Genomic DNA, 13,671 nt, shown 5'->3' with positions numbered 1-13,671 from the left:
TCCAGATCGGCGCAGACGATAGCCCTACCTGGCCCAGGTGCACCGGGCCGAAGGCCAGAGACCACGGCCAACGATATCGCCAAGCAACTGCTTGAGCACGGTCTCGAACTCGTTCATTGCGGCGGTTCGTGGCCGAGACCTCAAGGTCGCAACACACCACGAAAAAGTGAGATCCCGCATCAAGGTGTAGGAGAGGTCGTGCTTGCGCACATAACTCTCGACTGCGCTGGTCGGCAACACGGCTATGCCCAGGCCCTTCTCGACGAAACCCAGCAGATTGAGGGAGTTGATCTCAATCAGGGTGTCGCCGGTGATGCGCAGCTTTTCCAGCGCTTTCTCAACCTGCACACGCAGGTGCGTTTCATGCGGAAGCTGGATCAGGGGTTGACCGGCCAGCATGCGAAAGTTGGCCCGCTTTCCGGCGGGGATACCGGCCGACTTGTTGCCCACCAGATAGACGCCTTCGTCGACAAGGCTTTCGAGCTTCACGCCCGCATCTTGCTCGGTGTCGAGTATCACCGCCATCTGCAGTTGGCGCGCGTTCAGCGCGCGTCGCAAATCGGGTGTCGCGCCCTCCATGATCCGCAGTTTCACCTTGGGAAACGCGCGCAGAAATCGCGGCACCAATTCCGCGGTCACCAAGCCGGCCCATGACATGGGCAAGCCCACAGCGAACTCACCAGTGGGTTCACTTGCCCGGGCGCTTAGCTCGTCGCTGAGGGTGGTCATGCGCTCCAGAATTTCTTCTGCCACGTTTCGGAAGTGTTCGCCGGCAGGCGTCAGCCGCACGCCGCGTCCATGGCGCATCAGCAACTCGACGCCGGTGCTCTCCTCCAGCTGTTGCAGGTGGCGACTCAACGCGGGTTGGGTCATGTGCAGTTGCTCGGCGGCACGTGTCACGCTCCCCACTTCGGCGACCTTGACCAGGAACCGCCATGACCTTAGCTCGTGATTCATACCAATTTAAGCATTGCTTTTATCAAAAGAATGACGATTGTTGCATGAATGTATTTTCGCTAAATTGGTGCTCAACCCGGCAAGACCTGAACGCACACGGCGCTCGAAATGCCACAGGGTCGAATCAACCAACAAGGAGACACAAGCCATGGCAGCACGCGAACGAATGAAAAAAATCGAGGGCCGAAGCCCATTGAAGATGCATCCCAGTGCGCCACTGAAGCCCTACGTCGATGCAGAAGTCATGGAGGACACCGCACGCAAAGTCTCCAACTGGAATCGCTGGGGGCCGGACGACGAGATCGGCACGCTCAACTTCGTGACCCCGCAAGACATCGTTCGCGCTTCGGCACTGGTCAGGCACGGCAAAACTTTTTCACTGGCACTGCCTTTCGACCAGAACGGCCCGCAGAACGCCGGCGGCTGGGGCATGCGGTTCAATCCCATTCACACCATGCTGGCCACGGGGTCCGATGCCGCCACTGGCCAGCAAGGTCACAAGGGCGGTGGCTACGCAGACGACATGGTCTCCATGCCATTGCAGTGCGGCACCCAGTGGGACGGACTGGGCCACGTGTTCTATGGCGACAAGATGTGGAACGGCTATGACGCGAAGCTGGTTGACTCGCTTGGCGCGGCCAAGAACGGCATTGAGCACACCAAAAGCAGCATGGTCGGGCGCGGTGTGTTGCTCGACATCGCCCGCTACAAGGGCGCCGACTATCTGGCGCCCGGATATGGCATCTCCAATGACGATCTGGACGGATGTGCGAGAGCGCAAGGCGTGGAAGTGCGTCGCGGGGACTTCCTCATCTGTCGCACCGGCTTCATGGAGCAATGTCTGGCAGAAGCCGACTGGGGCGGCTACGCCGGTGGCGCCTCACCGGGCATGCGTTTTGAAACCGCAGAATGGCTGCATGCCAGGGAAGTGGCCGCCATCGCCACCGACACCTGGGGCTGCGAAGTGATTCCGAACGAATCCAACTACACCTTTCAGCCCTGGCACATGATGGTGATTCCCATGATGGGCATCACCATGGGTGAAATCTTTTACCTGGAGGAGCTCGCCAAGGACTGCGCGGCAGATGGTGTGTACGAGTTCCTTTTCGTGGCGCCCACCCTGCCGATCACCGGCGCCGTGGGCTCCCCCATCAATCCTCAGGCAGTCAAATAGGAGGCCGGGATGGGTATCAATCTGGAAGGAAAAGTTGTTCTGATCACAGGCGCCAGTCGGGGGATTGGCCAGGAGCTGGTGCGGCAGTTTGCACGCAGCGGGGCCAGGGTGGTGTTTTGCGCGCGCCGACCAGGGCCTCTTCAATCGCTGGAAGAAGAGCTCAAGCGCGAGCAATGTGATGTCATGGGCCTGGCCCTCAATGTGACCGAGCCCGGCGACGTTGCACACCTGGTCGACACGGCGCTGGTCCGTTACGGTCGAATCGATGTGCTGATCAACAACGTTGGCGTTGCGGGTCCGACCAAGGCCATTGAAGACACCTCAGTGACGGAATGGAACGACACGCTGGCCGGCAACCTCACCAGCACCTTCCTCTGCCTGCAAGCCGTCGTTCCGGGCATGAGAGCGAACCGCAAGGGATCGGTGATCAACATCGGATCGGCCACGGGCAAACGACCGCTGGCGCACCGCATTGGCTATGCCACGGCAAAAATGGGAATGATAGGACTGACGCGCACAGCCGCCGAAGAGCTTGGGCCGCACAACATACGCGTCAATTGCATCTGCCCGGGCGCTGTTGCCGGAGAGCGTCTGGACGAAATCATGAAGGGCCAGGCCGACCAGCGCGGCATCACGGTCGATCAGTTCAAGCAGGCGATTCAGGGCCTGTCGCCTTTGAAATCGCTGGTCGGGGCCGAAGACGTGGCTGGCCTGGCCTTGTTTCTCGCATCCGATCTCTCACACCACATGACTGGCCAGGACATCAACGTCACCGCAGGCCTGGTCATGTACTGAGCGAACCCACGCAACAACGGCCTGAAAGCGAGGGGCACGCCCATGGGCGAATGGATACCCGGGCACCCGGAGATCCGCACAGATGTGCAGCCCCCTGCCGCCAGTTTCGAAACCCTGTCTGGAACCCCCATGAACACAGAGAAAAATCCGCCTGCAGCCCCTTACGACAACACCGCACAAGGCTCCACGATGACCGGCACCGTGCCCGTCCGATTCGAACTCACCGCGGTCGCAGTGGGAAAGCGGCGCAACGAAGTTCAAACAGGCATGGTGGAGCCTCTTCGCCTGCGCACCTGGGACCTGGCCAGCGATGAGGCGCCGTTCCATGGCGGAGACGAAACCGCACCCAAGCCTTTGTCGATTTTTGCGACCGGCATCCTCACGTGCTTCATGACCCAGGTAAGAAACTTTGCCCGCGCCTGCGGCGTTGAGATCCGTGCACTCAAGGCGAACGCCGGGATGGACTGGACACTGCAGCGCAATGGCACCAAACCGTATGTCGCTTTGCCAGGGCACATGCAGATCGATATTCATCTGGACACGGACGCCACCCTGGAAGCGCAGCAGCACCTGATCAGCACCGCCGCCCAGGCCTGCTTTGCAGAGGCGACCCTGCGCGAACCTCCACTGCACCGCCTGTGGTACGGCGAAAGCTGGGTTGAATGCGATGTGACCCCCCGCTAAATCTTGTACGGCATGGCGAACATGAAAAACACGTTGTCGTCCAGACCGAAGGTCTGGCCCGATGAGGGGGATGGCATGTCGGCATGCGGTCGCCCGGTGCGCACAGCACCGGCGCCTGAATTAAGCGGTGCACTGCCGAACCAGTGCGGTACGGTAGGGAGACTGCACAGACGCAGACAGGTAAGCGCACACCCGCCGCCTCAAACAGACTTCGGAAGCCGATGGCACCGGCCATTGCCTGCATCAATCAACCCGCCCGGATCGGCAAACGCGCAATGGAGCATGCGGTGGCACCTCACCTTGAACCCCCCATGCAGCAGGGCTCTGGCGCTGAAATGCATATCGGGGACAACGCCTCATATCTCTAACCAAGAACGTATTCACATACCCTAGGAGACACACATGATCCACCGCAACTTCCGCCCTGCCACCCTCGCTGCTTCACTGCTGCTGGCCTTCGCCAGCTCGCCGGCAAACGCCCAGCAAACCATCAAGCTCACGGTCGCCGCCGGTCATCCGCTGGTCTTCCTGTGGGTCAGGGCGCTGGACGAGGTTTTCATTCCCGAAGTCGACAAGCGGCTCGCAGCCAACGGGAACAAGTACAAAATTGAATGGACCAAGGCCTGGGGCGGTACGCTGGTGAAGCTCGGCAACGAATCCAAAGGCATGTCCGATGGCGTCGTCGATCTGGGGATTGTCGGCACGGTTTTCGAAGCGGCGCGGTTCCCGCTCCAGAGCATCTCTTACTACACGCCATTCGGCTCGGACCGCATCGACCTGGTCAGCAGCACCATCACCGGCCTGCAGACGACCGTGCCGGCCATGGGTGATGCCTGGAACAAGAACGGGCTGAAGTACCTGGCTGGCGTGTCGCTGGACTCGTATCACATCTGGTCCACGTTTCCGATCACCAAATACGAAGACCTCATCGGCAAGAAGATCAGTGCACCCGGCCCGGCAGCCAACTGGGTCAAAGGCACCGGTGCGGTGGGTGTGGCGGGATCGCTCAACACCTACTACGAAGACGTCAAGTCCGGCGTTTCCGACGGTGCGGTGCTGTTTGCCACGGCAGCCTGGGGCTTGAAGTTTCACGAAGTCGCACCCTATGTGACCAAGGTGAACTTTGGCGCTCAGTTCGGCGGAGGCGTTGCGATCAACAAGCGCCGCTTCGACAAACTTCCACCCGAAGTTCAGACCGCCATCATCGAAGCCGGGAAAAAGTACGACATTGAATACCCCAAGGCACAGGCGGCCCTGGTCGCCAACCGATTCGAGGCCATGGCAGCAGCCGGCGCCAAAATCAGCGAATTCCCCGAATCCGAGCGCAAGCGCTGGGCCGACACACTGTCACCGGTGGCCAAAATATGGGCCGCCGATATGCAAAGCAAAGGCTTGCCCGCCGACCAGGTTCTCAACGGGTACATGAGCGGCTTGATCAAAGGGGGTACAGCGGTCCCACGCGACTGGAGCAAATAAATTGACCCCCTCCGAACAACGGCAGGGTGAAGCCACACCCGCCGCAAGGGCGGCTGCGTCCGACTCCTACGGCGGGCCACTGCCCTTTGGCCTGCACCACCTGGTCAGCGGCATGAACGCACTGGGCACGATCTGGATTCTGGCGCTGATGGTGCTGATCAACCTGGACGTGTTCGGGCGCAACCTGCTGGACGCGCCGGTACGCGGCGTGACCGAGCTGGTCTCGCTCTCCATCGTCGGCATCGTTTTTCTGCAGCTCGGCGACACGCTGCGCACCGGGCGCTTCACCCGCGCCGACATCCTGCTCGACCGGCTCAAGCGCACCCGGCCTGCGCTCGCCGATGCCCTGCACGCGCTCTACCACCTGGTGGGCATGGTGCTCATGCTCATCATCCTGAGCGCGAGCTGGGAACCGCTGATGGACTCGATCCGCATCCGCGAATACGTGGGCGCCATCGGTGACTTCCAGGCCCCCGTCTGGCCGATACGGCTGATCATGCTGCTGGGCCTGTCGGTCACGGCCCTGTGTTTCCTGCTGCTGGCCTGGACAGACCTGCGCCGCATGCGCTCGCGTGGAAAGGCGGTGACACCGTGAGCAACGTCACCATTGCCCTGGGCTCCCTGGCCCTCATGCTGATCTTCATCTACGGTGGCCTTCACGTGGCCATCACCCTGGGCCTGCTCAGTTTCATCGGCGTGTGGCTGATGCGCGGCGACCCCGAAATCGCCGCCAGCCTGCTCGCCCAGGCGGCCAGCGACTCCATTGCCAGCCACATCTTCGGTGTCGTTCCCCTGTTTGTACTGACCGGGTTTCTGGTGGCCTATGCCGACATCGGCAAGGATGCGTTCGAGGTCGCCAACCAGGCGTTCCGGCGCATCCGCGGCGGCCTGGGGGTGGCCACGGTCGCCGCCAACGCCATCTTCGCGGCCATCACCGGCATCTCCATCGCATCGGCCGCCGTGTTCTCCCGCGTGGCCGTGCCGCAGATGCTGCGCTTTGGCTACCAGCCGCGCTTCGCCGTCGGCGTGGTGGCGGGCTCTTCGGTGCTGGGCATGCTGATCCCGCCCAGTCTGCTGATGATCCTTTACGGCTTTCTGTCGGACCAGTCGGTGGGCGACCTGTTCACGGCCGGCATCCTGCCCGGGCTGATCCTGGCGGTGGCGTTTGCGGTGGTCATCATCGGCATGGCCTATTTGCGGCCGACCATGGTGTTTCTCGACGGCAAACCACAAGATGTGGACACCGGCGAGCTGATGCCGCTGAGCGAGATGGCGGCCAAGTTCGTGCCCATCGTGGTGCTGATCGCGTCCATCCTCGGCGGCATCTACGCCGGCTTCTTCACCGCCACCGAGGCCGGCGCGGTGGGGGCCCTGGTGGCGCTGTTGATTGCGGTGCTCAAACGCAAGCTCACGCTGCGCAGCTTCTGGGGCGTGTTGACCGAGACCGGCCATGTCACGGTGTCGGTGAGCTTTCTCATCATCTGCGCCAACATCTACACCCGCATGCTGGCCATGAGCGGCACACCGCAGGCGATGCTGGAGTGGATGTCGATGGCGGGTCTGGGCGTGGTGGCGTTCATGCTGATCTATGTGCTCATCATCATCTTGCTGGGCACCGTGATCGACTCCACCTCGATCCTGCTGATCGTGCTGCCGCTGATGCTGCCGATGGCGCAGCAGTTCGACCTGAACCTGATCTGGTTCGGGGTGATCACCGTGGTGGCCGTGGAGATCGGGCTGCTCACGCCGCCCTTTGGGCTCAGTGCCTACGTGATCAAGAGCACGCTGGGCAATACGCTGGATATCCGGCTGGGCGACATCTTCCGCGGTACCGCGCCGTTCACGCTGACCATGCTGGCGGTGCTGCTGCTGCTGATGGCCTTTCCCCAGATCAGCCTGGTGCTGCTGAAATGACGACCCGCCCACCCACGAACCGACAAGTGCCTGCCTGACGCGCTCAAAGGCAAGCACCCCCATGCGCTGACCGCGAGAAAGCCGCGGCGCAACCCGGCAACGACCCGATACCGCCCATGCAACCCACACACCAAGCTTTCTGGCCCGATCGGCTTCCGCATGCCATTGGGGTTCCCGCGACGTCACTTTGGGACAACCTCGCGATTTCGGTTCGACGCTGGCCCGAGAAGCCGGCGATGGTTTTTTTTGATCGATCGACCACCTACCGCGAACTCGGACAGCAAGTGGATGCCCTGGCCGGTGCACTGAGCGACCTGGGCGTGAAGCGCGGCGATCACGTGCTGGTGGACATGCAAAACACCCCGCAACTGGTGATCGCGCACCTGGCCATCCTGCGCGCCAACGCGGTGGTGGTTCCCGTCAACCCGATGAACCTGGCTGCAGAACTGAAACACTACATCGCTGATTCGGAGGCAAAAATCGCCATCACGACCGGCGACCTCGCGAGAGAGCTGGCCACGGCCAGCAACGCTTTGCCGCCGACCGAGCGGCTGAAACACCTTGTTGTCAGCCCGTTCACCGACTGCCTTGATCCTGCGACCCGGGAGACACCATCCATGGCCCTTGCCTGGCGTGACTGGTTGCTCAAGGTCCACCCGCTGCCCACGCTCGAGGGCGGCGATGTACACAAATGGGCCCACTTGCTGGCCCTCGACATGCCGCCGCCCGAGCACGTGGTTGGCGCAAACGACGTTGCACTGCTGCCCTACACCAGCGGAACGACCGGCCTGCCCAAGGGGTGCGTCCACCACCATTCCAGCGTGATGCACAACGCCCTGGCCAGCAATCTTTGGTTTGGCATGACAGTTGAAACCATTGCGCTGGCGGTGGTTCCCATGTTTCACATCACAGGCATAGTTGCCGTCTTGCATGCGGCGATCGCAGCAGGTGCGACGATGGTCGTCATGCCACGCTGGGACCGCGATGTGGGGGGGCACCTGATATCCCGATGGAAGGTCACGAGCTGGATCAACATTCCGACCATGATCATCGACCTGTTGGCGAGCCCCCACTTCAAGCGCTACGACTTGTCGAGCTTGCGCTGCATCGCCGGAGGTGGTGCGGCCATGCCGCAAGCGGTGGCGCAGCGGCTGCTGGAAGAGTTCAACCTCTCCTACCAGGAGGCCTACGGGTTGACCGAAACGGCTGGCCCGTCTCATGCCAACCCACCGGCACACGCCAAGCAGCAGTGCCTGGGCATCCCATTCCTGAGTGCAGATGCTCGGGTGGTAGACCCGGAAACGCTTCAGGCATTGGCTCCCGGGCAATCGGGCGAGATCGTCATCCACGGCCCCCAGGTATTCCAGGGCTACTGGAAGCGTCGGGACGACACCGAGTCGGCCTTCGTGGAACTGGATGGCAAGCGCTTCTTTCGCTCCGGAGACATGGCCCGCATCGATGACGAGGGTTACTTCTTCATCACGGACCGCCTGAAACGCATGATCAACGCCAGTGGCTTCAAAGTGTGGCCAGCGGAGATTGAATTGATGTTGTTCAAGCATCCGGCCATACAGGAGGCTTGTGTGATTTCAACCCGCGATGCCTACCGCGGCGAATCGGTCAAAGCCGTGCTGGTCTTGCGCCCCACCCACAATGACACGTCGCCCGAAGAGATCCTTGCCTGGTGCCGCCAGAACATGGCCGCCTACAAGGTGCCTCGTCAGGTGCAGTTCATCGAGGCACTGCCCAAGAGTGGCAGCGGAAAAGTGATGTGGCGCCTCTTGCAACAAAAGGAAGACCAGCAACAGTGACCCGTCGGCAGGGTCCGGCCCGTGACCCAAGTGATGGTCAACGCTGCCCGAATCACAAATGATGTGAACCATCCGATGCCGGGCCGCACGACCACAGGGGTTGCCGCTTTTCCGAACCGGTTGGTTGCGCGCTCATCCGGGTTTGCGCGACGGGGGCACAGCGCAGCCCATCGCTATTGCCATTCGCCCGACTCCTCCACCAAGACCTGTGTACCCTCCCGCACCAAGAGTTCACCGGCATCGCTGACGAAGCAGGTCACGGCACCGTTCTCGAACGTGTATCCGAGAAAGCGGCAAGGTGTGATTCCGTCCGCACACAAGCTGTGGCGGGTCGATCCCCTGAGCGTCAGGACCTGTTTTGTTCGCCTGCTTTCGGCTCGGTAGAACACGCGGTCGCAAGTGACCTCGCCTTCGGCGCATGTGACCTCGATGTGAACCGTGAAGCCCGGAGTTTCAAGGGTGCGAACCCGGCCCAGGCCGGCCGATTGCGCTTGCGTCTGGTCGGCTGCGGTCAGCACAACGAGGCTCGCGGCGATCAGGAGCGTTCGGCGGCCGCTGCGTCGAACAAAGCTGGCGAAGCGCAGGGCGTGCGATCCTGCAACTGGCCTCACCAGAGCCTCCCGCAGGCTCAGCCGACCGTTTGAGGCCGGAACAGCGCGCACAGCTTGTTGCCGTCCGGATCGCGCACATACGACAGGTACAGCGCGCCCATGGCACCCTCGCGCAACCCCGGGGCCTCTTCGATGGACGTACCGCCATTCGCCACACCCACGTCATGAAACGCCGTCACCTGCTCGGGCGAGGTGCACTTGAAGCCGATGGTGCCGCCATTGGCGCCACAGGCGGCTTCGCCGTTGATGGGCTCGCTGATGCCAAACGTACCGCCTTCGTGGCGGTAGAAATACCGGACATGGCCGCTACCCGCCACGCTTCGCATCGGCTCGCCAACACCGAGCACCGCGAGCAAGGCGTCGTAAAACCGCTTGGATGCCTCGATATCGCTGGTTCCGACCATGATGTGATTGAACATGTTCTGAATGTCTCCTGAGTTGTTGGGTTCAAAGTGAGGTGCGAAGCTTCGCCAGCTGCCTGAGCAATGGATGGCCAGTTGGCTTGATCGACTAACAGGCGGCCGGTCTTGCGCCGCGCGGTCGAAGATACCTCAGGGTGCCACCACCGCGGGAGCCATGGGTGACTAAGCGCCGCTGAAGGAACCGAACTCTGGAGGAAAGTATGGGGTCTTGCCCCAGCGCTTGAGCATCACTGGTGTGAACCCGTGTCCGAACCCGCCAACGGCGGGCGGATCTTGCGGCAGGAGTTCTTCAAGAAAATCTTGCCATCCCGAAAGGTAAACAGATCGCAGCCATGCACTTCGACGCGCGTGCCGTCCGCCCGAGTTCCCGTGAACGTCCACTCCGAAACGCCCCGGTCACCCTGGACAAAATGGCGCGCATTGCCCCAGTGGGCATCGGGAAAAGTGGCCCAGACCTCGGCGTAGCCCGCTCGCACAGCGGCCGTGCCAACGTAACGAGATCCGCACACCTCCGAGCCCGCGGAAGATTCAAAAACACAGTCGTCGGGCATGAACGACATGAGCGCATCAACGTCATGGCGGTTCCACGCATCGGCAAAGGCCTGCAATACCTCTGCGGTCACCTCTGGAACAGTCGTTTGCGTCATGGCGAACATCCGTACATCAAGTCTCGGCACAAAGTGTCAGTGTATGGATAGGTGACCAAAAGCATCTCGAAAAACCCTGCATGGCTCATCACGCGACAAGGGGAGTCCTTGCGCGTTTTGGCCTGTGACATCGATCGGGATGTGGGAGGCAAAAAGGCAGACCCAACCCTCAGTGCCGATCCCAAAACTCTGCCACCTCTGCCTCGCTGAGCCGCTTAGAACCAGAGAACCATCATTCTGAAAACGGTGCGAAGCAAAGTCATGCCCCGATTCCTTCAGGCGAAATATTGAACCCCATCCTTAACGCGGCGGCGCCCTGTCAAACGACCGGATGCACGCAAATTTTTTGCGGTATGCCGCCGGAGAGAGACCGGTCTTCCGACGGAACAGGCGACGAAAAGACGCAGGATCATCGTAGCCAACGGCCACACCGACGTCGTCGATAGAGGCCACGTCATCCTCAAGCATGCGCTTGGCCTCTTCGACCCGAAGACCCTGCACATAACCAATCGGTGAATGGCCTGTTGCAGCTTGAAATCGGCGCGACAACGTACGGGTATTCAATCCGGCGCGTTCGGCCATGACCCGAACCGGGTTGGGCAAGGCGTAGTTGTCCGCTATCCAGGATTGACACTGCGAAACCACCTTGTCTTCGGCGCCCACCCGGCGGTTCATGGCCGCGAAGGGCAGTTGCCCGTCTTCGTGCCCAGCGAGCAAATGGACTTTGGCTGTTTCGCAGGCCTGCCGATGGCCACAAAAACGCGCAATCAGGTACAACGCCAAATCCTGCCACGAGGTGACACCGCCAGCGGTGACGATTCTGTCGTCGACCTCGCTCAGGCAAAGCACGCTGTCTTTGCGCATTCGGATGTCCGGATAGTGCTCTGCGAAAAGCTCGCCGTAGGCCCAGTGTGCCGCAGCTTCGCGCCCATTCAGCAGCCCGGCTTCCGCCAGCACCAGCGTGCCGGAACACACCGAGCTGATGAGCGCGCCCTGCTTGTGCATGACCTGCAGCCATGTGGTGAATTCCGGATATTGGCCGATCGGCGCCAGGTCAATGGGGTTGTACATGTCGCAGACCACCACCGCGTCCGCGTTGCGAATATCGAAGATGGCGGCATGGGGCTCGACCGCGATGCCGCCAATGCACCGGAAGGGCAGGCCGTCCTTGGAAACGATCTTTACCTCCATGGACTCGGGCCCCGGCTTGCCAACGGTCATGTCCAGGAACACCGCACCCACGGAATACAGCACATCAAACAAGCCATACAGAACGGATGGCGAGGTGCTTTCCGCCGCCAGTAAAACGATGGTCGGGGTGTGCGATGGATTCATCGGAATTGCGCTCTGTTGATACAACTTCCTGAATGCTGGTGTCCGATATGCCTTGATCCTGTCACATCCGCCTCTTACGAGCGCGCCCCTACCACCCTAGTATGAATTGCCTTTCCCAAAGATGCCACCGTCCCCATCACAGGAGCCACATCATGAGCCACGCAACACCAGACGCACCCATCGCGGGCGCGCTCGCGCTCGAATTGGCGGCGCTCAAGACCGGTTTGTCCTGTGAGCTGTTGACACCACAAGATGCAGCGTATGACGGTGCACGCTCGGTCTGGAACGCCATGATCGATCGCCGCCCGTTGGCCATCAGCCGCTGCAGGTCGATTGATGATGTCATCGGCTCCGTCAGGTTCGCGGGTGCACATGGCCTGCCGGTCTCGATTCGGGCCGGTGCCCACAACGTGGCGGGGCATGCGGTGGGTGACAGCGCCCTGATGATCGATCTCTCGCAAATGCGCAACGTCAAAGTGAACCCCGGTGCAAAAATCGTGACCGTGCAGGGCGGCGCGCTTTGGGCCGACGTCGACGCGGCGACCCAAGCCCATGGGCTGGCAACACCCGGAGGGCTCGTTTCCGACACTGGGGTTGCGGGCCTGACGCTAAGCGGTGGCGTTGGCTGGTTGCGCAGCGCGCACGGGCTCTGTATCGACAACCTTCTGGCTGTGGATATCGTCACGGCAGATGGCGCCTTGATTCGCGCCAGCCTGTCGGAAAACCCAGACCTGTTCTGGGCCATCCGGGGCGGTGGCGGCAACTTCGGCGTGGTCGTGAGTTTCGAATTCAAACTGCATCCCGTAGGCCCAGCAGTGATGTTCGCCGCACCGATCTACCCCTTGGCAGCGGGTGCCGGTCCGATCCAGTTCTGGCGCGACTTTCTCGCCGACAAAAACGATGTGGTCGGGTCCATCTGCGAGTTCTCTACCGTCGCCGCCAGCGCAGACTACCCAGAGGCCTTCTGGGGGACACGTTGCTACACGCTGGCCGCTGTTTATGCGGGTGATGCGGTCGAGGGGCAGCGCATTTTGCAACCGCTCAGGGAACTGGGCCCGATGGTCGCCGATTTTTCAGGGCAGATGCCCTATTGCGAAGTCCAGAAGCTGTTCGATGCGTTGTTTCCAGCGGGTGATTTCCGTTGTTACTGGAAGAGCCATCTGATGACGGAGCTGACAGACCTTGCCATTGACGAAGCGATCGAAAACGCCGCTGCATCGCCGTCCGATCATTCCCTCAGTTCGTTCTGGAATTTTGGCGGTGCGACAGCGGCCATCCCGGCCGACGCCACCGCCTTCGGGGACCGCTCATTCGGGTGGATGTACTCGCTCGATTCCGTCTGGCGCAACGCGGCGGATGACGAAAAGGTCATAGGGTGGACACGGTCGGCCTGGAATAGGGCCCGAAAACACGCGCACGAAGGGCGTCTGTACCTCAATTTTGCCGGCCAGGATGCCGACAGCGATGAACTGACCCGCGATGCGTTTGGCAAAAATTACACCCGCCTGGCCCAAATCAAGAAGCGCTTCGATCCGGGCAATGTGTTTCGCTTCAATCAAAACATCCAGCCCGAATAGCGGGCCCATGGCAACTGAGGCTCCAGCGGTCAAATCTCCGCTCCGGCGTCACAGCACCGACTTCCCTCACCTGCGTCCACGCGCCGAGCGGTGCCATCGCGAACCAGCGCGTTATCTTGCGCTTTCGTGATGATGTGGGCCTCGACCCGGAACCCGTCGCACAGGTCTTGCAGAGCTGGAATACCACCTTCAACGCCAACGATCTGGTGACGCCTTATCCGTGAACGCCGAGGGCTGCAAGCTTGATGACGAACGTCACCAGCTCGAT

At 61.4% G+C, this 13,671-nt stretch carries 13 protein-coding genes; 8 read left to right on the top strand and 5 right to left on the bottom strand.

The features are described 5' to 3' along the window. Positions 1–24: 24 nt before the first annotated feature. The gene (locus LPB072_RS07715; RefSeq protein WP_066093744.1) at positions 25–957 is read right to left on the bottom strand and encodes a LysR family transcriptional regulator; all 933 of its coding nucleotides are present in this window, start codon (positions 955–957) and stop codon (positions 25–27) included. Positions 958–1,105: 148 nt separating this feature from the next. Here LPB072_RS07715 and LPB072_RS07710 point away from each other — a divergent pair, with 148 nt between their 5' ends. The 7 genes from LPB072_RS07710 (at position 1,106) to LPB072_RS07680 (ending at position 8,811) form a co-directional block, all read left to right on the top strand. Continuing rightward, a complete protein-coding gene (locus LPB072_RS07710) occupies positions 1,106–2,131 on the top strand; it encodes a cyclase family protein (RefSeq protein ID WP_231943461.1) in 1,026 nt (341 codons plus the stop codon). 9 nt (positions 2,132–2,140) lie between these two features. Beyond that, on the top strand, positions 2,141–2,926 hold the full coding sequence (locus tag LPB072_RS07705) for an SDR family NAD(P)-dependent oxidoreductase (protein ID WP_082877082.1): 786 nt from the start codon (positions 2,141–2,143) through the stop codon (positions 2,924–2,926). Between the two features lie 129 nt (positions 2,927–3,055). Then, positions 3,056–3,610, top strand: coding sequence for an OsmC family protein (locus LPB072_RS07700; protein ID WP_157694173.1), 555 nt, complete (start codon positions 3,056–3,058; stop codon positions 3,608–3,610). Between the two features lie 402 nt (positions 3,611–4,012). Beyond that, entirely contained in the window at positions 4,013–5,086 is a 1,074-nt protein-coding gene (locus tag LPB072_RS07695; protein WP_066093736.1) for a C4-dicarboxylate TRAP transporter substrate-binding protein, read from the top strand. A gap of 1 nt (position 5,087) precedes the next feature. Then, complete coding sequence (locus LPB072_RS07690) at positions 5,088–5,681, top strand: TRAP transporter small permease subunit (RefSeq protein ID WP_083282185.1); 594 nt, start codon at positions 5,088–5,090, stop codon at positions 5,679–5,681. Then, entirely contained in the window at positions 5,678–7,000 is a 1,323-nt protein-coding gene (locus LPB072_RS07685; RefSeq protein ID WP_066092688.1) for a TRAP transporter large permease, read from the top strand. Before LPB072_RS07690 ends, LPB072_RS07685 begins: the two co-directional genes overlap by 4 nt. Before the next feature lie 116 nt (positions 7,001–7,116). Then, on the top strand, positions 7,117–8,811 hold the full coding sequence (locus tag LPB072_RS07680) for a long-chain fatty acid--CoA ligase (RefSeq protein ID WP_066093520.1): 1,695 nt from the start codon (positions 7,117–7,119) through the stop codon (positions 8,809–8,811). A gap of 173 nt (positions 8,812–8,984) precedes the next feature. On the opposite strand, the gene LPB072_RS07675 is transcribed toward LPB072_RS07680, so the two are convergent. The 4 genes from LPB072_RS07675 to LPB072_RS07660 all read right to left on the bottom strand — a co-directional run bounded on the left by LPB072_RS07675 (position 8,985) and on the right by LPB072_RS07660 (position 11,826). Next, complete coding sequence (locus LPB072_RS07675; protein ID WP_231943460.1) at positions 8,985–9,422, bottom strand: hypothetical protein; 438 nt, start codon at positions 9,420–9,422, stop codon at positions 8,985–8,987. 17 nt (positions 9,423–9,439) lie between these two features. Then, positions 9,440–9,841 (bottom strand): VOC family protein, encoded by a 402-nt coding sequence (locus LPB072_RS07670; protein ID WP_066093517.1) that lies wholly within the window; start codon positions 9,839–9,841, stop codon positions 9,440–9,442. A gap of 230 nt (positions 9,842–10,071) precedes the next feature. After that, a complete protein-coding gene (locus tag LPB072_RS07665) occupies positions 10,072–10,491 on the bottom strand; it encodes a nuclear transport factor 2 family protein (protein WP_096349106.1) in 420 nt (139 codons plus the stop codon). Positions 10,492–10,791: 300 nt separating this feature from the next. After that, entirely contained in the window at positions 10,792–11,826 is a 1,035-nt protein-coding gene (locus tag LPB072_RS07660; RefSeq protein WP_066093511.1) for a GlxA family transcriptional regulator, read from the bottom strand. 152 nt (positions 11,827–11,978) lie between these two features. Between LPB072_RS07660 and LPB072_RS07655 the strand changes: the two genes are divergently transcribed. Continuing rightward, complete coding sequence (locus LPB072_RS07655) at positions 11,979–13,403, top strand: FAD-binding oxidoreductase (RefSeq protein ID WP_082877068.1); 1,425 nt, start codon at positions 11,979–11,981, stop codon at positions 13,401–13,403. Positions 13,404–13,671 lie beyond the last annotated feature (268 nt).

The organism is Hydrogenophaga crassostreae (assembly GCF_001761385.1).
GTDB classification, from domain to species: Bacteria; Pseudomonadota; Gammaproteobacteria; order Burkholderiales; family Burkholderiaceae_C; genus Hydrogenophaga; species Hydrogenophaga crassostreae.
Note: the sequence above shows the minus strand (reverse complement) of the source record. Positions and strands in the feature narration are given on the sequence as shown.

Excerpts from the sequence above, each read along its gene's own strand:
- LPB072_RS07715 (WP_066093744.1), bottom strand. The coding sequence starts at position 957 with ATGAATCACGAGCTAAGGTCATGGCGGTTCCTGGTCAAGGTCGCCGAA.
- LPB072_RS07710 (WP_231943461.1), top strand. The coding sequence starts at position 1,106 with ATGGCAGCACGCGAACGAATGAAAAAAATCGAGGGCCGAAGCCCATTG.
- LPB072_RS07705 (WP_082877082.1), top strand. The coding sequence starts at position 2,141 with ATGGGTATCAATCTGGAAGGAAAAGTTGTTCTGATCACAGGCGCCAGT.
- LPB072_RS07700 (WP_157694173.1), top strand. The coding sequence starts at position 3,056 with ATGAACACAGAGAAAAATCCGCCTGCAGCCCCTTACGACAACACCGCA.
- LPB072_RS07695 (WP_066093736.1), top strand. The coding sequence starts at position 4,013 with ATGATCCACCGCAACTTCCGCCCTGCCACCCTCGCTGCTTCACTGCTG.
- LPB072_RS07680 (WP_066093520.1), top strand. The coding sequence starts at position 7,117 with ATGCAACCCACACACCAAGCTTTCTGGCCCGATCGGCTTCCGCATGCC.
- LPB072_RS07670 (WP_066093517.1), bottom strand. The coding sequence starts at position 9,841 with ATGTTCAATCACATCATGGTCGGAACCAGCGATATCGAGGCATCCAAG.
- LPB072_RS07665 (WP_096349106.1), bottom strand. The coding sequence starts at position 10,491 with ATGACGCAAACGACTGTTCCAGAGGTGACCGCAGAGGTATTGCAGGCC.
- LPB072_RS07660 (WP_066093511.1), bottom strand. The coding sequence starts at position 11,826 with ATGAATCCATCGCACACCCCGACCATCGTTTTACTGGCGGCGGAAAGC.
- LPB072_RS07655 (WP_082877068.1), top strand. The coding sequence starts at position 11,979 with ATGAGCCACGCAACACCAGACGCACCCATCGCGGGCGCGCTCGCGCTC.